General features: G+C 63.5%; 15 protein-coding genes. 9 read left to right on the forward strand and 6 right to left on the reverse strand.

Annotation, left to right across the window (positions count from 1 at the left end):
- Positions 1-709, reverse strand: a 709-nt coding sequence (locus C84B14_RS07460; RefSeq protein WP_353223021.1) for a hypothetical protein, incomplete at its 3' end; no start/stop codon positions are given.
- A gap of 189 nt (positions 710-898) precedes the next feature.
- Complete coding sequence (locus tag C84B14_RS07465) at positions 899-1,438, reverse strand: DUF2585 family protein (protein WP_353223023.1); 540 nt, start codon at positions 1,436-1,438, stop codon at positions 899-901.
- 242 nt (positions 1,439-1,680) lie between these two features.
- On the opposite strand from C84B14_RS07465, the gene C84B14_RS07470 reads away from it, so the two are divergent.
- Positions 1,681-1,875, forward strand: a complete 195-nt coding sequence (locus tag C84B14_RS07470; protein ID WP_353223025.1) for a DUF2795 domain-containing protein — start codon at positions 1,681-1,683, stop codon at positions 1,873-1,875.
- Positions 1,876-1,930: 55 nt separating this feature from the next.
- Here the strand turns inward: C84B14_RS07470 and C84B14_RS07475 are convergent, their stop codons facing one another.
- Positions 1,931-2,473 carry a hypothetical protein gene (locus C84B14_RS07475; RefSeq protein WP_353223026.1) on the reverse strand — a complete coding sequence of 181 codons (543 nt, stop codon included), beginning with the start codon at positions 2,471-2,473 and terminating at the stop codon, positions 1,931-1,933.
- A gap of 159 nt (positions 2,474-2,632) precedes the next feature.
- On the opposite strand from C84B14_RS07475, the gene C84B14_RS07480 reads away from it, so the two are divergent.
- Entirely contained in the window at positions 2,633-3,379 is a 747-nt protein-coding gene (locus C84B14_RS07480; RefSeq protein ID WP_353223028.1) for a glutathione S-transferase family protein, read from the forward strand.
- A gap of 159 nt (positions 3,380-3,538) precedes the next feature.
- On the opposite strand, the gene C84B14_RS07485 is transcribed toward C84B14_RS07480, so the two are convergent.
- Positions 3,539-5,260, reverse strand: coding sequence for a DUF945 family protein (locus C84B14_RS07485; protein ID WP_353223030.1), 1,722 nt, complete (start codon positions 5,258-5,260; stop codon positions 3,539-3,541).
- 168 nt (positions 5,261-5,428) lie between these two features.
- On the opposite strand from C84B14_RS07485, the gene dbpA reads away from it, so the two are divergent.
- From dbpA to C84B14_RS07520, 7 genes are all read left to right on the forward strand, one after another.
- Entirely contained in the window at positions 5,429-6,817 is a 1,389-nt protein-coding gene (dbpA, locus tag C84B14_RS07490) for an ATP-dependent RNA helicase DbpA (protein ID WP_353223032.1), read from the forward strand.
- 280 nt (positions 6,818-7,097) lie between these two features.
- Positions 7,098-8,036 (forward strand): exopolyphosphatase, encoded by a 939-nt coding sequence (locus C84B14_RS07495; RefSeq protein ID WP_353223034.1) that lies wholly within the window; start codon positions 7,098-7,100, stop codon positions 8,034-8,036.
- Positions 8,037-8,242: 206 nt separating this feature from the next.
- A complete protein-coding gene (locus C84B14_RS07500) occupies positions 8,243-8,485 on the forward strand; it encodes a GGDEF domain-containing protein (RefSeq protein ID WP_353223036.1) in 243 nt (80 codons plus the stop codon).
- 244 nt (positions 8,486-8,729) lie between these two features.
- Positions 8,730-10,637, forward strand: coding sequence for a LamG-like jellyroll fold domain-containing protein (locus C84B14_RS07505; protein WP_353223038.1), 1,908 nt, complete (start codon positions 8,730-8,732; stop codon positions 10,635-10,637).
- 312 nt (positions 10,638-10,949) lie between these two features.
- Positions 10,950-11,468: a YgjV family protein gene (locus C84B14_RS07510; RefSeq protein WP_353223039.1), complete on the forward strand. Its 519-nt coding sequence runs from the start codon at positions 10,950-10,952 to the stop codon at positions 11,466-11,468.
- Positions 11,469-11,662: 194 nt separating this feature from the next.
- Positions 11,663-13,006 carry a hypothetical protein gene (locus C84B14_RS07515; RefSeq protein WP_353223041.1) on the forward strand — a complete coding sequence of 448 codons (1,344 nt, stop codon included), beginning with the start codon at positions 11,663-11,665 and terminating at the stop codon, positions 13,004-13,006.
- Positions 12,943-13,482: a JDVT-CTERM domain-containing protein gene (locus C84B14_RS07520; protein ID WP_353223043.1), complete on the forward strand. Its 540-nt coding sequence runs from the start codon at positions 12,943-12,945 to the stop codon at positions 13,480-13,482. Before C84B14_RS07515 ends, C84B14_RS07520 begins: the two co-directional genes overlap by 64 nt.
- 421 nt (positions 13,483-13,903) lie before the next feature.
- Here the strand turns inward: C84B14_RS07520 and C84B14_RS07525 are convergent, their stop codons facing one another.
- Together C84B14_RS07525 and C84B14_RS07530 are read right to left on the reverse strand one after the other, a co-directional pair.
- A complete protein-coding gene (locus C84B14_RS07525) occupies positions 13,904-15,985 on the reverse strand; it encodes a bifunctional 2',3'-cyclic-nucleotide 2'-phosphodiesterase/3'-nucleotidase (protein ID WP_353223044.1) in 2,082 nt (693 codons plus the stop codon).
- A 46-nt stretch (positions 15,986-16,031) separates the two neighbouring features.
- Positions 16,032-17,948 carry a hypothetical protein gene (locus C84B14_RS07530; protein WP_353223046.1) on the reverse strand — a complete coding sequence of 639 codons (1,917 nt, stop codon included), beginning with the start codon at positions 17,946-17,948 and terminating at the stop codon, positions 16,032-16,034.
- Between the last annotated feature and the right edge of the window lie 347 nt (positions 17,949-18,295).

Genomic DNA, 18,295 nt, shown 5'->3' on the forward strand with positions numbered 1-18,295 from the left:
GGGGGGTGCTGGGCGGAAACGCATCGCCGGCCAGGAAATCGATACGGTCCTTGCTCTTGGCCGCCCAGACCGCGTCTTCGTAGCCACAGCCGAAGTGGTTCAAATAGCCGCGTACGTAGCCGGGGTCGATACCGTCGTTGAGGGCGGCAAAGGACAGGTCCTCGTAGGCTGCTTCATAGCTTTCGCCCTGCTGGATCTGGGCCATGGCGAGCGCGGCCGCGAGCCCCGGGTTGTCGCTTACCGCATCGGGGTCGTCGCGATAGGCGCGCAGAATGGCTTTCTGCGCGGCCGGGGTCTGGTGCAGTGCCAGGGCCGGCGCCATGCGCGCGGGCCCACTGTACAGCAACGCCACATAGCGTTCGGTCTGTTCGTCGTCCAACGTCGCAAAGCTGGCACAGCCGGTACGCTCTTGATCGGGGCGGGTGTCGTTTGCGTCGCCGCCGGCGCGTACATCGTCCAGCCAGCGACGTATTTCGGCGTCGGAACCATCCGCCTGCAGGGCACGCACCCGGGCGATCAACGCATCGCCGGCCGGGCAACGTGCCTGCTCGGCAGCCGCCACCGTGGATTGCGCTTTGCTTTCGGCGTCGACTTGTGCCGCGCTTTCATCGTCGGCACCGCAGGCGGCCAGGCCCACCAGGCAGGCCAGCACGAGCCAGGCACGGCCAGCGGTTGAATACAGTCTGGAGCGCGGCTTGAAATCCGGCATGGCAGTAGGCTCGAGCGGGTGATGCAACGAATGGACGTTTATCATCGCATGCCTGCCCAGCCCGTCACGCCGTCGTTGGCGGCGCGGTGTGCCAGCGTAAGGCGTTTCATGCGCTTACGTCACGAGCCCGGCGACCGAACCGGCCGGAACTGCCGGATTCGCGCAGCACGGGGCGACATCGGCGTTGCGTCAGCCGGCCGCCTGCCATGCGCTGATCGCCTCGATGGGGGCCACCAACTGAATGATATTGAGGCTGAGATTGTCGCGGATCGCGACTAACAGAACGCACTCGATAAGCAGCGCTAGCGCGATGGAAACCCGCACCGGCGCCCAACGCGCAATGGCCAGGCCGAGGGCCATGGAAAGCGTATCGCCCAGCGAATTCACGACGCTGTCGCCGAAGTACCCGGCCGCAAGCGCGGTCTGGCGATAACGGTCCATGATCAACGGCGTGTTTTCGAGCACTTCCCAGACCGCCTCGATACCGAAGGCCACCAGCACCACCGTACGAAACGGCGCGCCGGCCAGCAGCCACGTGATCAACGCATAGAACAGCAGCCCGTGTTCGACATGGGTAAAGCTGTACACGTCGGTCAGATGCTGCGATGTCTGCGGCCCCGACGCCGCCCCGTGCCACAGTGCGACATGCCCGCATGCACAGATCAGCGGGTGGCCCATGGCCAGCAGCACGAGGGCCTGGGTAACAATCATGGCCAGTACCGCAGCCATGCAAAGCCGTGTGCCGGGCGCTGGCATACGCCGTCCGTCGAAAATCATGGGTCGCGTCGTGCCCCTTGTCGCAAGTCGCACCATTATGCGCGCGGACGCGCCGTTTCGGCCGGACACTGTTTACGATGCGTCATGGTGCGGGCTGTCGTTGCTGGCCCGGAGAGCGCACTGCGCAGAACTACGGACTGACCGGGGCGGCTAAGTCTGTTTCGCTAGCGTCAACTTCATTAACGCGAGCTTGTATGAGCAACGATCCGATCAATCTGGCCACCTATCTTGAGGGCGCCGATTTCCCGGCCACCGGCGGCGAACTGGCCGGCGTGGCCGCCAGCAACGGCGCGCCCGACGACCTGCTCAAGCAGCTGCGCAGCTTCGAAGGCGATCATTTCGACAACGCCAACGCCGTGGTCGAAGCGCTGGGCGACAAGCGTTCCTGAGCGCCATGGCCCGCGGGCGACCGGGGCGTGCCAGCCTGAACGATAGGCGCCTACGTTACTGGAACAGCTTGCCCATGCCGCTTTCGTGGAACAGGTGAGAAACGATCATCTCGCGAGCGATGGAATCGTCGGTCAAGGCCCAACCCTCTTCGCGGCGCACCAGAGGCAGCTGGCCTTTGAAGCGCGTATCCGGCAGCCCCGTGGCATCGCTGAGCGGGTCGCGATTCATGCGCATGGTGATCGACACCGGGCAATCGTAGATCGCACCCGGGGGCGGCGCATCACCCGGTTCCGCCGGTTCGCTTCGCGGCCGACATTGTTCGTCGTCGATGAAGCGGACCCGATGCAGGCGATCGGCAAAATCGCTTCGGGTCATCCGCGCGAGCTGCGGCGCCATTCGGCTTTGCACCGGTTCGTCGAAACGCTGTAGCGATGCTTTCACGGCGGCCTGCACCTCGTCCTCGCTCGGTCCGTGATAAGACGCCCCGCAGGCGCTCAGGCCCACCGTCGCCAGTACGGCCACCCATGCCCAGGCACGGGCCGGCATCGAGGCACGGGGGTCAGGCCATCGCCGGGTCTGTCGCATGTTTCGACTCACGGTTCCAAGGTGTTGCGAGGCGCACTTTAAACGGTTCCCGCGCGCTGTCACCGGTATGCAACCCACAATGAAATCGCGTGCCGGTTTCTGGCGCGCCGCCTGCTCGGACCAGGACAGGCGTCGCGACCAGACCATCATTCATCACACTCGGTACTCGCCATGACGCTTCATCTCTACGCACACCGTCTGTCGCAGCCCAGCCGGGCCGCCGAAATCCTGCTGCGCGAGCTGGATATGCCCTATCGCTGGCACGAAGTGGATTTCGCCAACGGCGAAACCCGCGAGTCGTGGTTTGCGCGCGACATCAACGCACTGCAGACGATCCCGGCCCTCGTGGTCGAAAACGAATCGACCGGCAGAACCGATACCTCGATCGGTGAAAGCCATGCCGTCATGCGGTATCTGTGCCGCGTGGCGCGCAATCGCGAACTCGCCTCGCGCTGGTATCCGGCCGAGCCGCTAGCGGCCGCACCGGTGGATACCTGGATGGCCTGGCACCACAACAACGTACGCGCCTACGACATGTACCACGACATCATGAACCTGCATCTGACTCTGCCCATGCTCAAGTACGAGCTGCAGGCGACCGCGCTCAAACCCTTGCAGGACGGCCTGCATGGCAGTCTGGCCACGCTCGATCATAAGCTCGCACAGCAGGCGGCCAGCCAGCCGACCCTGTGCGGGGGCGCACACCCGACCCTGGCCGATCTCACCCTGGCCTGTGAGCTGTATCAGATCGTGGCCGTGGGCTATCGCTTCTCGGGCTGTCCACACGTCGCAGGCTGGCTCGAGGGCATGGCACAGCGCCCGCATTTCACCGATGTCTCGCAAGAAATTGTTGAACAGGGACGGGAAATTCGCGAACAAAGCGGCGCGTATCTCGATCTCGAACAGGCATTCGCATAACCGTACGCATCCGCGTCGAGCAACGCCCCGGCTATCGACCGATCAGTCGATAGCGCACGCACCCGCTGTAAGCCAGGTATGGTTGCGTGAGCGATTCCTGACCCAAGCAGGCGCCTCACGCGTACTCGCGCGACCAAAGCCCGGGCGCGGCATCAAGAGCTATCGCAGGCGAAAGGAAATAGGCACGGTCAACACGATCCCGTCGCCGGTGCCCGGCGGCTCAAGAGAGCCGGTATCGCGCACCGCGCTAAGCGCCGCTTGGTCGAGCACCGAGTGTCCACTGCTCTCGATCACCAATGCGTCGGTGATTGCGCCGCTGCGCTCGACGGTGAACTGGATACGCGCCGTGCCCTGCAAGCGATCGCGTAGCGCTTCGGGCGGGTATGTCTGCCGAGCGGACAATACTGCATGCGCACGCCGCTTGTACGCCGCAAAGCGTGCGTCGCCGTCTACGGGTTCAGGCGTGCCCTCGGCCGCTGCCTGACTATCGGTCCGACCCGTCTCGTTATTAGCAGCCTGGGTAAAGCCCTGGATCAAGCCGTCGCGAAAGGCACGCTCCATCGCCGGCGGCGCGACATTGTCGTTGAAAGACAGGGTCTCATGATCGTAGGCAAATCGTACCCGCACACGCTCGCCGTCCAACTCCACCAAACCGTTGTCCGCGAGCGACTGGAGCCCGGTTTGCGCATCGGCCGACGGTACATTTTGTGCAAGCCAACGGTGCATCAGTGCGTCGTTCATCGATGCCCGGCCGGTCGCCGATAGACGCTGCATAATATGGGTGGCGGTCAATGGCGTAGCCGCCGTGTTTTCGGCCGGCCTCAACGACGCTTCGATACGTCCCTGGAAGTCACCGTGATGGGTGACCAGGGCCGGCACTTCCATGACGAATGTGGGTTGCCCGGCCATCACCCTGGGCGCATAGGCGTCGACGATCTTCTTGATATAGGCCCGATCCGGCATGCGCGCGGCACCACCGTCCCCGGGCCCGTGGACGGCCTCCTGCAAGGTAGCCAACATCTGCTCCAGGGCGCCGCGATCGAGCCCGCTCCATGTGGCGGTGGCATGCAGGCGGGGCACATTCACGGGGTCGGCCTGCGGCCGCATGGCCTGAAGGTCCTCGACTTCTAGCGCAACGGAAAACGCCACGTCATTCGCTGTGGGCGTCGAAGACTCGGTATGCAAACGCCCGGCAAATGTCGTCATGCGTGTGTCGGACGGCTTGAACGTGAATCTGTCGACGCCGATCGTCTGCGAGGTCTGCCAGTCTTCCGCCCGGCGCGGCGGGCCAGCCACCGCGGGCCCTTGCCAATCGATGGTCAGCCCGCGCACATCCAAGCGTCCGGTGTCTTTTTGCACGAGCACACGGGGCATATCCATCGACAACGCGAATCGGCTCGTATCGGGCACGTAATGAAGTCTTGCGGTTAACCCGCCCCAGGCGATATGGCGAATATCGCCCGCTGCAGGGGACATGCTGCGCTCGGCCGCCGGCGACACGACTTCAATATCCACATCGCCGAACCAGCCGATGGCTGCGCTGCCCGTGGCCGGCATTTCATCGAAAACCCCAAATCTCGGGGATCGCCGCAGTTCGAGATCCATGGTGACCCACTGCAGATTCGGCAGGGGTCCATGATCGATATCCATGCCGAACTGAAGCACGCCGGGCCCGGGGCCGACCGCGACCCGTGCCCGGGCGTCGAACCAGCCACGGTCATAATCGAGCAGCCGGATCGGCAGTTGCGACTGCGCCGAAACGCCCGCGAGCCAGTCGCGAAACGAGGCCTCGAAATGCCGGCCGACAAAATACGGTACGACAAGCGCGCCGACGCCCGCGAGTACGATCAACAAGCCGAAAAAACGCGCAACAACCCGCATTCGTCCCCCATACGGCGCCAAACCCGACGCCTGTTTCCCCGGCGGCAAACTTAGCTGTTTGCGCGACCTTGCTCAAGCCCGCGGCAATCCCCACGGCGGCTGCCGAGCACCATGGCGCACCACACATCGTGGCGCTGCCTGCAGGTTCGCAGCATGCGATGATGTCGCATGCACGACTTTTCTTCCCTGGCGCTGCGGCGCGAACTGATCGAAAGCGCGGCCGCACGCGGCTTCACCCATATGACGCCGATTCAGGCCCAGAGCCTGCCGGCCATTCTGGCCGGCGCCGACGTACTCGGCCAGGCCGATACCGGCAGCGGCAAGACCGCCGCCTTCGGTTTCGGCCTGCTCAACAAGCTTGTGGTCGCGCGTGCCGAGACCCAGGCGCTGGTGCTCTGCCCGACGCGCGAGCTGGCCGACCAGGTCGGCCAGGCGCTGCGCCAGTTCGCGGCCCCGATCGCGAACGTGAAGCTCATGACCCTGTGCGGCGGCACACCCATGCGCGCCCAGGTCAATTCGCTGGCCCAGCCGCCGCATGTGGTGGTGGGCACGCCCGGCCGCGTGCTCGCCCATCTGCGCCGCGAGAGCCTGCAGGCCCACGCGCTGCAAACGCTGGTGCTCGATGAAGCCGATCGCATGCTCGACATGGGCTTCATCGACGATATCGAAGCGATCGTGGCCAGCCTGCCGGACGACCGGCAAACGCTGCTTTTTTCTGCGACCTGGCCGGACGCCATCCGCGATATATCGACCCGGTTGCAGCGCGACCCCGAGCAAATCACTGCCACCCAGGACAACCAGCCGCTACGCATCAGCCAGGTCTTCCACCAGGTCGACGACGCCGACAAGCTCGGCGCCCTGGAACGGGTGCTGGCCGACACCCAGCAACGTCGCAAGGCCTTTACCCAGGCGCTGGTGTTTTGCAATCGGCGCGATGAAGTCGATCGCGTATGCGCCTATCTCAACCAGCGCGGGGTATCCGCGCTGGCGCTGCACGGCGATCGGGAGCAGCGCGAACGCGACGAAGTACTGCTGCGTTTCGCCAATCAGAGCTGTGCGGTACTGGTCGCCACCGACGTGGCCGCCCGCGGGCTGGATATCGCAGCCCTGCCGCTGGTGGTCAGCCTGGACCTGGCCCGCGATATCGACACGCATACCCATCGTATCGGGCGTACCGGCCGGGCCGGCGAAGCCGGGCGCGCGGTGTCGTTGTGTACGCCGCGCGAGCGAGAGCGCGCCGAACGTATTGCGGCCGCCGGGGGCTTTCGCCTGAACTGGTCGCGATGGCCGCAGACACAGGCGGCGGCCCGCGCCCAGCCGCCCATGGCCACCCTGGTCATTCAGGGCGGCCGGCGCGACAAGCTGCGCCCGGGCGATATTCTGGGTGCCTTGACCGGCGACGGCGGCCTCGCTGGCGACGAGGTGGGCAAGATCGAGATCAGCCCGGTGCGCAGCTATGTGGCCGTCGCCCGCGGCCGCGCGGTTGCGGCACGGGATCGGCTACGCCAGGCCGGCATCAAGAAGCGGCGGTTTCGGGTCGCCGTGCTGGGCGACTGAATGCCCTCCCGTGCGCCCAGGAACTTGACCGCTTATTCTTTGTACCGGCATCGAATTGCTCATTCACTTACGCCAACGCCTTGTCGCGTCGGCCCGCGTTGGCTGCCCGGCTGGCCCTGCAGCGGTTTATCAACGCCGCGGCCTGCCGATACAGCTCAATACATGGCGTGACTCAAGTGATCGTTCATGCCGCCGTTGACCCTTCAGGCGTCGCTGCGTGTCCACTCGGGGCGCGGCCATGTCTGCCTTTCGACCGACCTGTTCAGCTGGAAACCGGATTATGACCACGACCGCCGATCACCCTTACCGTCTCGTCACCCGTAGCGACTTCGACGGCCTAGTATGCGCCATGCTGCTCAAGGAGCTGCAGTTGATCGACGACATCAAGTTCGTCCATCCGAAGGACATGCAGGACGGCAAGATCGAGATCAACGATCGCGACATCACCACCAACCTGCCCTATGTGGAAGGCGTGCATCTGGCCTTCGATCATCACTCCTCGGAAACGCTGCGCGTAGGCCAGCGCGATAACCACATCATCGATCCGAAGGCCCCCTCGGCTGCCCGTGTGGTGTACGACTATTACGGCGGCAAGCAACGCTTTCCGCGTATTTCCGAAGACATGATGGAAGCCGTGGACCGCGGCGATTCGGCCGACTTCAACAAGGATCAGGTCCTCGACCCGCAGGGCTGGGACCTGATGAACTTCATCATGGACGCGCGTACCGGCCTGGGCCGTTTTCGCGAATTCCGTATCAGCAACTATCAGCTGATGATGGAACTGATCGACTACTGCCTGCATCACGACGTTGACGAAGTGCTGGCGCTGCCCGACGTCAAGGAACGCACCGATCTATACTTCGAACAGCAGGCGAAGTTCGAGGAACAGGTCAAACGCTGTGCCAGCGTTCACGACAATCTGGTGGTGCTCGATCTGCGCGATGAAGACACCATCTGGGCGGGCAACCGCTTCATCATCTATGCGCTGTTCCCGCAAACCAACATCTCCATGCACGTGATGTGGGGCTTTCGCCAGCAGAACACGGTGTTCGCCGTCGGCAAGAGCATCTTCGACAAATCCTCGAATACCGACGTCGGCAAGCTGATGCTGGAATACGGGGGTGGGGGCCATGCCGCGGCTGGCACCTGTCAGGTCGATAGCGCCCGCGCCGAGACGGTTCGCGACGAACTCATCGCGCGTATTACCGCAGACGGCTGACGCCGCCCGACCGTGCTTTTGGCGAGGCGGCCGCTCTCGGGAGCGGCCGTTTTCTCTGCGCTGTGCCAGCCCCGGGGCCAACACGCACGGTCGCCCCTGCCTTCTGTTTCCACACGCTAAAGGCCCCGTCCGGCCTGTTAAAGCGCGAGGATCACGCGCCGTTATCCGGTCAACAATCCCCGCACACGATAGCCCGGGCCGGTGCGATGTCATTCCACTTTCGACAAGAACGCGCCCCCGGCCGGCGATACCGCCCGCTTGAAGCAATTGGCTGGGGCGGCGAAGAGTTTCTGATGATCTTGCCGCGCACCGAGCCCGACGAAGCCGAAGCGCTCGCCCAACGTCTGCGCGAACAGACCGAAGGGCAGCCTTTCGCAGTCGGCGATCAGAGCCTGCAGGTCACGATCAGTATCGGTGTGGCCACAACCCAGACAGATGACGTGGATTAGAAACGGCCATCAATCGTGCCGATCAGGCGCTCTATCGAGCCAAACGTGGAACAACCCGGCCACGAACCGACACCAAGGGGCAGTGAGATACAGGGCCGGTCATAGGCTGATCGAGTCGGCCTGCCTGTGGCACACCAAATAAAAGAAATATTTATTTTCAAACATTTCCGGCGCGATTTAGCGAAACGTTAATATCCGGGTAACACCCTCTTGTCTCATTTTCATACAAGGGGACTGTGAAGCCATGGAACATTGGCACGAACGATATCGACGATCACGCAGCCTGTTTGCGATGCTGCTGATCCTGCTTGTCGCGCTGGCGCTGACCGGATGCAGCGACGACGACAACGACCGCGTGACCGACACGCCCGCAACCGGTGGCGAACAGAGCGACGACGACACCACGAACGACACCGAGGCGGCCAACGCATTCACGCTTGCGGTATTACCGGATACCCAGAAGTACTCGCGTTATTCGCCCGAGCGTTTCGACGCCCAGACCCGCTGGATCGCCAACAACTACCAGGCCGAGAAGATCGCCTTCACGATGCATCTGGGCGACGTGGTCGACCTGGCCGATTCGCCCCAGGAATGGACGGCGGCCATGCAGTCGCTGTCGGTGCTCAACGACAACCCACAAACGCCCTACAGCGTGCTGGCCGGCAACCACGACGTGCTGCAATCCTGGCAGTACGACACCGAGCGCGACCTGGCCGCCGAGCCCTATCTCGACTATTTCTCGCCCGATCAGCAGGCGGCACGTTTCTCGACGTTCCAGGGCGCCGACCCGACCGGCTTCGGTAGCTACCACATCTTTCAGGGTGCCGAGCGCCAGTATCTGGTTCTCGCGCTGGACTGGCGTACCGCCTTCGCCACCATCGACTGGGCCCAGTCGGTGCTGGACGCGCATCCGAACATGCCGACCATTCTGACCACGCATCAGCTGCTCAATATCGGCGCCGGCGATGAAGGCGACACCAACGCCATTTTCACCGACCACGGGCTGCGGCTTTGGCAGGGCCTGATCTACGACAACGACCAGATCTTTCTGACCATCAACGGCCATCACCATGGCGAAGCGTCGATGATCGCCAAGAACCGCTATGGTCGCGATGTGTTCATGGAAGTCGTGGACTACCAGTCCGGCTTCTGGGGCGGCAACGGCATGCTGCAGCTCATTACGTTCGACACCGACAACGACATGCTGCGGTTCCGTTCTTTCTCGCCGTGGGCGGCAGCCATCCCGCAAGCCGAACGCGGGCCCGAAGATGAAGTCGAGCGCTGGAACTTCAGCGTACCGATGGATTTCGATGAACGCTTCGCCGGCCTGAACCAGAACGCGCTTCCCGCCTCTGCCGGCAATATCGACGGCACCGAAGCCTACTGGATTCTGGACGAAGACCATCAGGTCACGGGCGCCAACGGCAATCCCGCGTTCATCGATGCCTCGGGCAACGGCAACACCATGCAACTCACCGGACTGGCACCGGGCAGCGGCGATGAATCGGAGTATTTCCGCGTCGTCGACGATGCGCCTGCCTTCGGCCATGCCAGGGGCTCGGCACGGTTCACGCCGAACGGCGGCTATTCCGGCTACTATCTGCGCAGCGACGCGCCGGGCCTGACGTTTGACGAGGCCGCCAGCGGCAACGGCGGCTATCTGCCGCAGTACACCATCGAAGCGGTCGTACGCCTGCCCCGCGACTGGTCCGCCGACGCCTACGACTGGGCAGGCGTGCTCAACCATCTGCGCAACGTCAGCGATATCTGCAACTTCCATAACCTGGATTGCAGCGGCGGCGACACCGCGCCGGGACTCAATATTTCTTCGCTCGCGGAAATGCAGTGGGTGACGGTGTCCCAGAACGGCAAGATGGAAGACGCCTGGTCCTGGGAGCTCGATCGCGAGCGCTGGTACCACGTCGCACTGGTCAACGACGGCGAATACCTGCGTATGTACGTCAATGGCCAGCAGACCATGCGCTCGGCCCAGGCAGTCAAGCAGGGGCTGCTCGCCGCCCCCGGCCGTCCGTGGTCGATCGGCATGAACGGCACCGAGAACGATCCCGGCAACCTGTTCTTTGGCGACATCGCCGAAGTACGCATCAACAGCCGCGTACTCGAACCCGCCGAATGGCTTTATAGCCAGTAGAAAGCACGCCGGCCCGCCGCCGCACGATCGGCGCGCGGGCCGGTCTTCTATCAATACACTCGAGACGCTCGAGCGCCTCACCCCCTCCTCGCCCGTCATCCCTCATTTGGCGGGCGCTTTTTCCATCCCCCCGCAACGATCGACCAGTCGACGACAGCCGCACAGGGTGCGGCCCCGGTGGGCACTCATCTGCGTTGAACGTAGCCGAAGTCCTGCCTCGCGAAGCAACGCCGCGTCCCCAGGCTCGGGCTTGATCGCAGCGCGCGTTTCGGTCAGCGTTGCCTGCTATCCTTCTCGTGTCGGCCCGGCCGCATGTTCGATGATCTTTCCCTGCGCTGGCTTGCGGGTCAGGCGTTCGGCCTGATTGCGCTGACGCTTTGCGTAGCCGGTTTTGCCAGCAAGCGCGACGATCGCCTGTTCTTTCTACTGTTGTTCGCCAACGTCGCCTTCGCCCTGCAGTTCGCGATGTTTCGCAGCTGGGCCGCCGCCGCGATCGCGGCCCTGATCGTGCTGCGCATCCATTGGGTTCGGCGCTACAAGGGCAGCGCGGCGGTCATGCTGGTCATGGCAGGCCTGACCGTGATCGCCGCCGTTGTGACCTGGTCCGCGCCCCGCGATGCCTGGGCCCTGGCCGCCGGCCTGATCGGCACCTACGGCATGTTCATGCTCGAGGGCATTGCCATGCGCTGGCTGCTGGCGGTGGCCGCCTTCTGCTGGGTCATCAGCAACCTGCTGGTCGGCTCAATCGGCGGCACCCTGGCCGAGTCCCTCATTCTGGTGACCAACCTGGTCACCATCGTCAGGCTCTATCGCGCCCGCAGACAAGACTGATCGCGGCATCTTTCCCATTACTCCGACGAGGCCCTGTTTGACGGCGTACTGGCGCCTGCATAGGTTAGTCAAGGGAACGAAACACGTAGCGAATAGAATCCGCGTGTTCTCGAACACGACTGCTCAAAAAACAATACCTGCAGGCGGATCACAATTTGAATAGGGGGACGGGGATGCGATACGGGATATCAGGCATGGCTGCGCTTGGCCGCGGCCTATCTTTTTCGGCGCTGTTGCTCGGTGCCACACTGGCCGGCGCCAATACGGATATGGCGGATAGTCCGCTCCAAGACGCGCAGACAGTTACCGATAATAATTCGGCACAGGGTATAGCCATACTCAGCGACGCTCTCGGCAACGTCGTCACCCTTTACGAGGCAAATCAGAGCGACGATAACGATGCGATCCTCGCTCGACGGTTTCCAAACAACGGCGATGGTTTGGGCGAACCCGTCATAATCGATACGCTCACTGCAGCAGAGAGTCGTCTGGATAGCGAAGCTGCTATGGAATCGGACGGCGATATCGTGCTGGTCTGGAATCAGCTGCCGGAAGCCAATAGCGGCGAGCGACCGCTGGTACTGCAACGCTTCGATCGGGACTTTCAGGCGACAGGCGGCCGTTCGATACTTACCGCCGACGCAAACGGGCTGGCCGATATGGACGTCAACGACAATGGCGATATGGTCGCGGCCTGGCCCATCGATAACGATACCGTGTTCGGCGCCCAGGTCATCCAGCGTTTCAACGCCCAGGGCGACGCGACAAGCGACATGTTTACGCTTGTCGACGACGACAACGAGTTGATTACCGACGTCGCGATCGCGCCGTCGGGTGCATTCGTGGCCAGCTATATCGACGGCCGGAGCGATTCGACGAGGAATGCGTCGGTCTACGTCCAGCTGTTCGATGCGCAGGGCCAACGGCTAGGCGACCCCATTCAGGTAAATAGCGACGCGACCGATTCATTCAGGACTGCAGTCGACATGGACACCGAGGGCCGGTTCGTCGTGGCGTGGAGCGACGACGACGCCGAAATCGTGACCGCCCGCCGTTTCGATAGCACAGGCCAGCCACTGGGAGAGCAGTTCCAGGTGAGCGGTAATGAAGGCAATCGTGACCCCCGTCTCGCCTACGACGCCAAGGGACGGTTCGTTGTCCTCTGGCGTGGCAACGATGAAGTCTTTGCCCGACGTTATAACGCACAGGGCGAACCCGCCGAAGTCGTCACGCTCTACAGCGGCCAGACGCCGGCATACCTTGATGTCGCCAGCGATGCCGACGGCGACTACGCTGCAATCTGGACTGAAATCTCTGACAATTCGCCCGACCGGGCATTTATGCGCGGCGCTATGTCGGCGCGGAAAACGTGGATCTGGCGGTCAGTCTGGTACCCGCGAACAATTCGGTCGCGCCCGGCGCAACGGTCGGCTATCGACTGGCGGTCGATAACAACCACGAAATTGTGGCACCCGTGCGCACCGAACTCCCCGGCGCGAACACGATCAACCAGGCCATCGGTGCGGCCACCGGCGTAGTCACGACGGTCACGCTGCCGGCTGGCCTGTCAGAGATCACGATATCCGATCAGAGCGCGCTCGTGGGACGCAGCTTCGACTGCAACACAACAGCCGCCACTACGCGAACCTGCCGGCTCGCCGGGGCGTTGTACGCCGGCGAAAGCCTGTCCGCGCGCATTACCGCTACGGCCGGCGATAAGCTACAAACCCTGGAAAGCACGGTTGCGGTCACGGCCCGCCAGTTCGATAGCGACGAATCCTCGGATACCGGTAATAATCGCGATAGCGCCAGCGTTTCGGTTACCGCCGACAGCGCAGGCGATGCCAGCGACGCCGGGGCGAACGAGGACGACGATAGTGGCAGCGGGGGCGGCTGCACGATGACCGGCAACGCAGCTTTCGATCCGACGTTCTTCATTCTGCTCGCCTGTGCGGGGTTGCTGCTGGCCAGTCGTCATCGCAAACGTGTAGACGTTCGCCGGGCGGCCCAGTAAAAGGCTGCGCCGCATGCGGCCCCTCGCCTAGGGCGCGGGGCGCGGGGCTGTTGCCCGAGCGTCGCATCGGACCGGTGACGTTGCCTGCTCTGGACTACGGTAGCTTGCTCGCGCGTCGCTACCGAACGTCTGGCGCAGCGCATGACGCTAGTCGACCCGTTGGCACCAGACGCACAGTCGGCGGCTGGTCTGCCGGGCGCTCAGCGCGGGCGGTGCGTAAACCGATGGTCGAGTGAGTCATCGGTCAAAGCGCAGAGCACGCGGCTCCAGCCTGGCTTGGTAACAGGCCTTGCCAACCCGGGCGACGCGACCCGCTGCCCTCGAACTCGTGGCTGTGCGAAAAAAACCACCGGGCGTTCGCAAACAAAAAGCCCGCTGCCTGAAACCGTTCAGACAGCGGGCCCGAGTTGGCCGAATTGGCTTATTGCAGGTTCAGTTCGTAGACCCGCTCGTCGTTGTCGTTCACGCGTATGAAACGCGCGTCGAAGGCGTCGCTGGCCATGGACTGCTCCTCGACGAAGTTGCGGGCGCGGTCGGTGTTGGGCACCCGGAAGGTCAGCGTGAGATCCACGCCGCTCTGGATGGGCGCAAACCGCCAGTTGCCGTCGGCCGTGGGCGTGACCGGCGTATTATCGCGAATATAGTCGGCCAGAATCGTGCGATTGGCGTCGGGCGAGTTGAACAAGATGTGATCGGGGCCGGTGCCCGGGAACTGGCCGCCGTTGGCGCGATAGTTGTTGGTGGCCACGATGAATTCCTGATCATCACGCACCGCCTGGCCGTCATAGCTCAGGTTGCGGATACGATTGGCGTCGGCGTTCACCACCTGGCAGCTACGGTCAAAGCGCGGCGGCTGGGTGACGTCGATCTGATAGCTCACGCCGTCGATCACGTCGAAGTTGTAGGTGGGAAAGCCGGTGTAGTTGACCAGGGGCTGCGGCTCACTTGACTCAGGGTCGATCTGGAAGAACTGCGACGCCGAGCATTCCAGCCAGCCCTTGAGTTCGCGGCCGGTGACCTTCACCGCGACCAGCGTATTCGGGTAGAGATACAGATCCGCGGCGTTGCGCAGGGTCAGTTCACCCTCGGGCACGGTGGTGAAGTCGCTTTCGTTGGCACAGACGCCGTTGCGATCGCAGGCCTTGAACGGCGCGGCGGCCGACAGAACCGGCAGATCCTGCAGGTTGACGTCGCCCTTGATCAGATTTTCCACGTAGGCCTTCTGGGAATCGGCCACGATCTGAACCGATGGATCGTCCTTGACCAGCGCCAGGAAGCTGAAAATATCGTCGGTGGATCTGCCCAGCGGCTGGCTCATGTAGTCGCGGGTGGCCTGGTCGTCGCTGGCGATGAGCGCCTTGATGGTGCCGTCGGCTTCCACCAGCGACTTGCCGTCGGCAAAGATCGGACGCGCAGTGGCCTTGGCTTCGGCGACGCGCCAGGTTTCGGTTTCGGGGTCGTAGTTGAGCGTGAAGTCCACGATGCCCAGATGATCACCCCAGAAGCCGGGCATGACCGCGGGTACGCCCTTGATCGCGCCCCGCTCGAGATCGACATCCGGCGTATCGGCAAACGCCGGGCCGGGGAACACCAGATGGGCATGGCCCATGAGGATGGCGTCGATACCGGGCACATCGGCGAGATACCAGCTGCTGTTCTCGGCGCGCTTGGCCGGGTCGTAGTCTTCGGTATTCACGCCGGAATGGGCGATCGCCACCACCAGATCGGCGCCCTTCTCTTTCATCTCGGGCACATAGCGCTCGGCCATGGCCTTGATGTCCTTGGTGACGACAGTGCCTTCCAGATTGGAGCGATCCCACTGCATGATCTGCGGCGGCACGAAGCCGATAAAGCCGACCGTGATCTCGTGCTGGCGACCATCGCGGTCGGTCAGCGACTGGGTGACCAGCTTGTAAGGCTCGAAGTACGGCACGTCGTTGTCGGGATTATCGTCGCCATCGTCCTTGAAGATGTTGGCGCTGATATAGCCGAAGTTGGCGTCATCGACGGCGTTGGCCAGATAGTCCAGCCCGTAGTTGAACTCGTGGTTGCCGTAGTTGGCCACGACATAGTTGAGCGTATTCATGGCCGTATAGACGGGGTGTACCTCACCCTTGGCCAGCCCCTCGGCGGCACGCCAGTCGCCCATCGGGCTGCCCTGGATGAGATCGCCGTTGTCCACCAGCATGGTGTTGCCGGTGACATTCATTTCCTCGCGGGCTTGATGAACGAGCGTGGCGGTACGCACCAGGCCGATGCCCGGGTCCGGCGTGTCGTTGTAGTAGTTGTAGTCGTTGACGTTGGCGTGGATATCGGTGGTTTCCATCACCCGGAAATCCACCGTGGCCGTCTGCGCGGGGCTCGCATCCGAGCCGGCGTTATCGCGCGCCACCGTATCGTCGTCGTTGTCGTCGCTACAGCCGCTGAGGACGACGCCCAGCGCGAGCGCGCCAAAAACGAGCATGCGTTTCGACAGCAAGGGCATACGTTGAATCGAAGTCATGATGTAAACCGCAGAATGATGTGAAAAGGTAAGAACGAAGGGTTTATCAACCGTCGCACTGCACGATCGCGAGCGAATCCACCGACTCGATGCTGGCCTCGCCGGCATATTCGTCGCGCATACCGCCGCGAACGGAGACGGTCTCGTCGACGATGCCGGGGTTGTTGGCCGGGCTGTACATGCCGCGCTGGCCGGATTCGAGCTTGACCACGATGGTGGCGCTGGCTGCCAGGTCGCCCAGGCGTAGCGCGTAGGGGTCGTTCACGCCTTCGATCACCCGGCCCACCACGTCCAGCGAGGTACCGTTGGAGGCCGCACGGGCCGTGGCCACTGATACGCCGTTGTCGTCACCGCAGTCGCCGGCGTCGTTGCCGGCCGAGGCGTCGACGATTTCAAGATCGCGCGTCGATTCCAGGCTCGGCCCGTCGATATAGGTATCGCGGGTGCCGGTTACGCGCAGGGTCTTTCCGACCAGCGACGGGTCGTTCTCCGGGCTGAAACGCTCACGATCGCCGGCTTCGAGCTTGACGTAGATCGTGGCCGAGTCGTCGTTCAGGTCCGCCAGTTCAAGGGCGTACTGGTCATTGACGGCTCTCGTGATGCGCCCGATGGCGGTCAGCGTAGTGCCTTCGTTAGCGGCCAGTGCCTGGCTTACCGATACGTCGTCCCCGGTACCCGCATCGGGCGACGACGTAGCGCCGCCCACCGGCTGCGGGGCCCCGTAGGCGCCGTTGGCAAAGGTGGCCGGATCGAACGGATCGTAGCCACTATCGGGCTGACGCCAGGGCGCGCCGTTGTCGGGGTCGGACTTTTCCACGTCCGCCATCGGCGTGGGCGTCGCTTCGCCGGCCGGATGCGCAGCGCTGGCAAACTGCGTATAGCTTTCCGGCGTGGCCAGCCAGTCGACGATCTGTGTCGACAGCCGCGCGGCATTGCCGCTATCGGTCCAGCCGGGATAGGTGCTCTTGTCGCCGCCGTTCTCTTCGCGACGATAGCGCGGCGTGTCGTCCTCGATCGGGCTGGAGTCGCCGATGAAGGCGGCCTTGCCGGCGCCGGCCTTGGCGATCGCCACATAGGGGCCTTCCGCGCGGCCGCCGAAATACACGCCGCGATCGACTGCCGGCCCCCACTTCTCGGGGCTGTCGCTGGGCGAGAAATACACCAGCCCCTTGGCCCGATTGGGGTCGACGATCGCCAGCGTGGCCCCGCCGGCCATGAGGATCGGCGCCACCCTGTCGGTCAGCCCCTCGACCGAAGCCGGGTCTTCGATGCCGCTCACACCCGATTTCCAGTCGATGCCGTTGAAGCGATAACGCACGCCGAAGGTCTCGGCCAGCCAGCCGGCATCCGCCGTACCCGGGTTGCGCAGATCGCCGTAGGCACCGCCTTTGTTATAGACGGTGCGATCCGAGCGGTTGTAGCCGTTGAACACCTCGGTGGCGTCCCAGGTATTCAGGTTGCGATCGGCGTTGTAATGGTCGGCGATGAAATAGAGCCCGCCGCCTTCGGCCAGGAAGCGTTCGAGCGCATCCTGTTCGGCGCGGGTGAAGGGGCGATTGCTTTCGGCGAGTACCAGCACGCTGGCCTGGCGAATGCCGGCATAGGTAATGACGGCTTCGTTGGCGTCGGTCGCCGACTGGCTCGGGTCGCTGTAGTCATCGACGAAGTCGATGATGCCGTTGTCGTTCTTATCGACGCCGCGGTATTCGCCTACGGTATAGCCGCGTGCGACAAGCGCATCCGCAAAGTCCGAAAAGGCGCCGTCGAGCACCCAGTCGGCGTTGCCTTGCGTGCCCCCGTGGGAGACGTCGAACAGCACGGTCTTGCCGTTGTCGGCTGCCGCACTCGGCGTCTTGATCGGCGCCGGGTAGTTCCAGCCGTAGTCCGCAGCGCCCGCGCCAGGCGCGACCGCAAGCAACAGCGAGAACAGGACAAATCCGGTACGAATCGATCGGCTTTTCATGGCGCCCCCTGCTTTCAGAGCCTGGAACGCTAGCAGCCGAATATGACCCCTATATGTAATGCATCGTACCCGTACGCGTGATCACACCGGGCCAGGCACGAGACGCGCGGTTACCAAGCGATGCCGATCAGATCGCGGCGAATCGATTCGAAGTAATAAAGCGAATCATCGCCTGCCACGGCGCGCCGCTGGTCGGCACGCGCGTAGAGCCTGCGCCTTGGTGCCGAAAGCGAAATGGGCAACCCGGTTCCACCCAGAAAGACGCCAGTCCGGCGCACCGGACTGACGTTGCATACCGGCTAATGCCGGCCTCTCCAAGGCTTACGCCGGGCCGAAGCCGGTTCTAC

The organism is Salinisphaera sp. C84B14, from assembly GCF_040361435.1.
Lineage (GTDB): Bacteria > Pseudomonadota > Gammaproteobacteria > Nevskiales > Salinisphaeraceae > Salinisphaera.

Bases quoted from the DNA above. Each gene is read 5' to 3' on its own strand.
- C84B14_RS07465 (WP_353223023.1), bottom strand. From the start codon at position 1,438: ATGGCTGCGGTACTGGCCATGATTGTTACCCAGGCCCTCGTGCTGCTG.
- C84B14_RS07470 (WP_353223025.1), top strand. From the start codon at position 1,681: ATGAGCAACGATCCGATCAATCTGGCCACCTATCTTGAGGGCGCCGAT.
- C84B14_RS07480 (WP_353223028.1), top strand. From the start codon at position 2,633: ATGACGCTTCATCTCTACGCACACCGTCTGTCGCAGCCCAGCCGGGCC.
- C84B14_RS07485 (WP_353223030.1), bottom strand. From the start codon at position 5,260: ATGCGGGTTGTTGCGCGTTTTTTCGGCTTGTTGATCGTACTCGCGGGC.
- dbpA (WP_353223032.1), top strand. From the start codon at position 5,429: ATGCACGACTTTTCTTCCCTGGCGCTGCGGCGCGAACTGATCGAAAGC.
- C84B14_RS07495 (WP_353223034.1), top strand. From the start codon at position 7,098: ATGACCACGACCGCCGATCACCCTTACCGTCTCGTCACCCGTAGCGAC.
- C84B14_RS07500 (WP_353223036.1), top strand. From the start codon at position 8,243: ATGTCATTCCACTTTCGACAAGAACGCGCCCCCGGCCGGCGATACCGC.
- C84B14_RS07505 (WP_353223038.1), top strand. From the start codon at position 8,730: ATGGAACATTGGCACGAACGATATCGACGATCACGCAGCCTGTTTGCG.
- C84B14_RS07510 (WP_353223039.1), top strand. From the start codon at position 10,950: ATGTTCGATGATCTTTCCCTGCGCTGGCTTGCGGGTCAGGCGTTCGGC.
- C84B14_RS07515 (WP_353223041.1), top strand. From the start codon at position 11,663: ATGGCTGCGCTTGGCCGCGGCCTATCTTTTTCGGCGCTGTTGCTCGGT.
- C84B14_RS07525 (WP_353223044.1), bottom strand. From the start codon at position 15,985: ATGACTTCGATTCAACGTATGCCCTTGCTGTCGAAACGCATGCTCGTT.
- C84B14_RS07530 (WP_353223046.1), bottom strand. From the start codon at position 17,948: ATGAAAAGCCGATCGATTCGTACCGGATTTGTCCTGTTCTCGCTGTTG.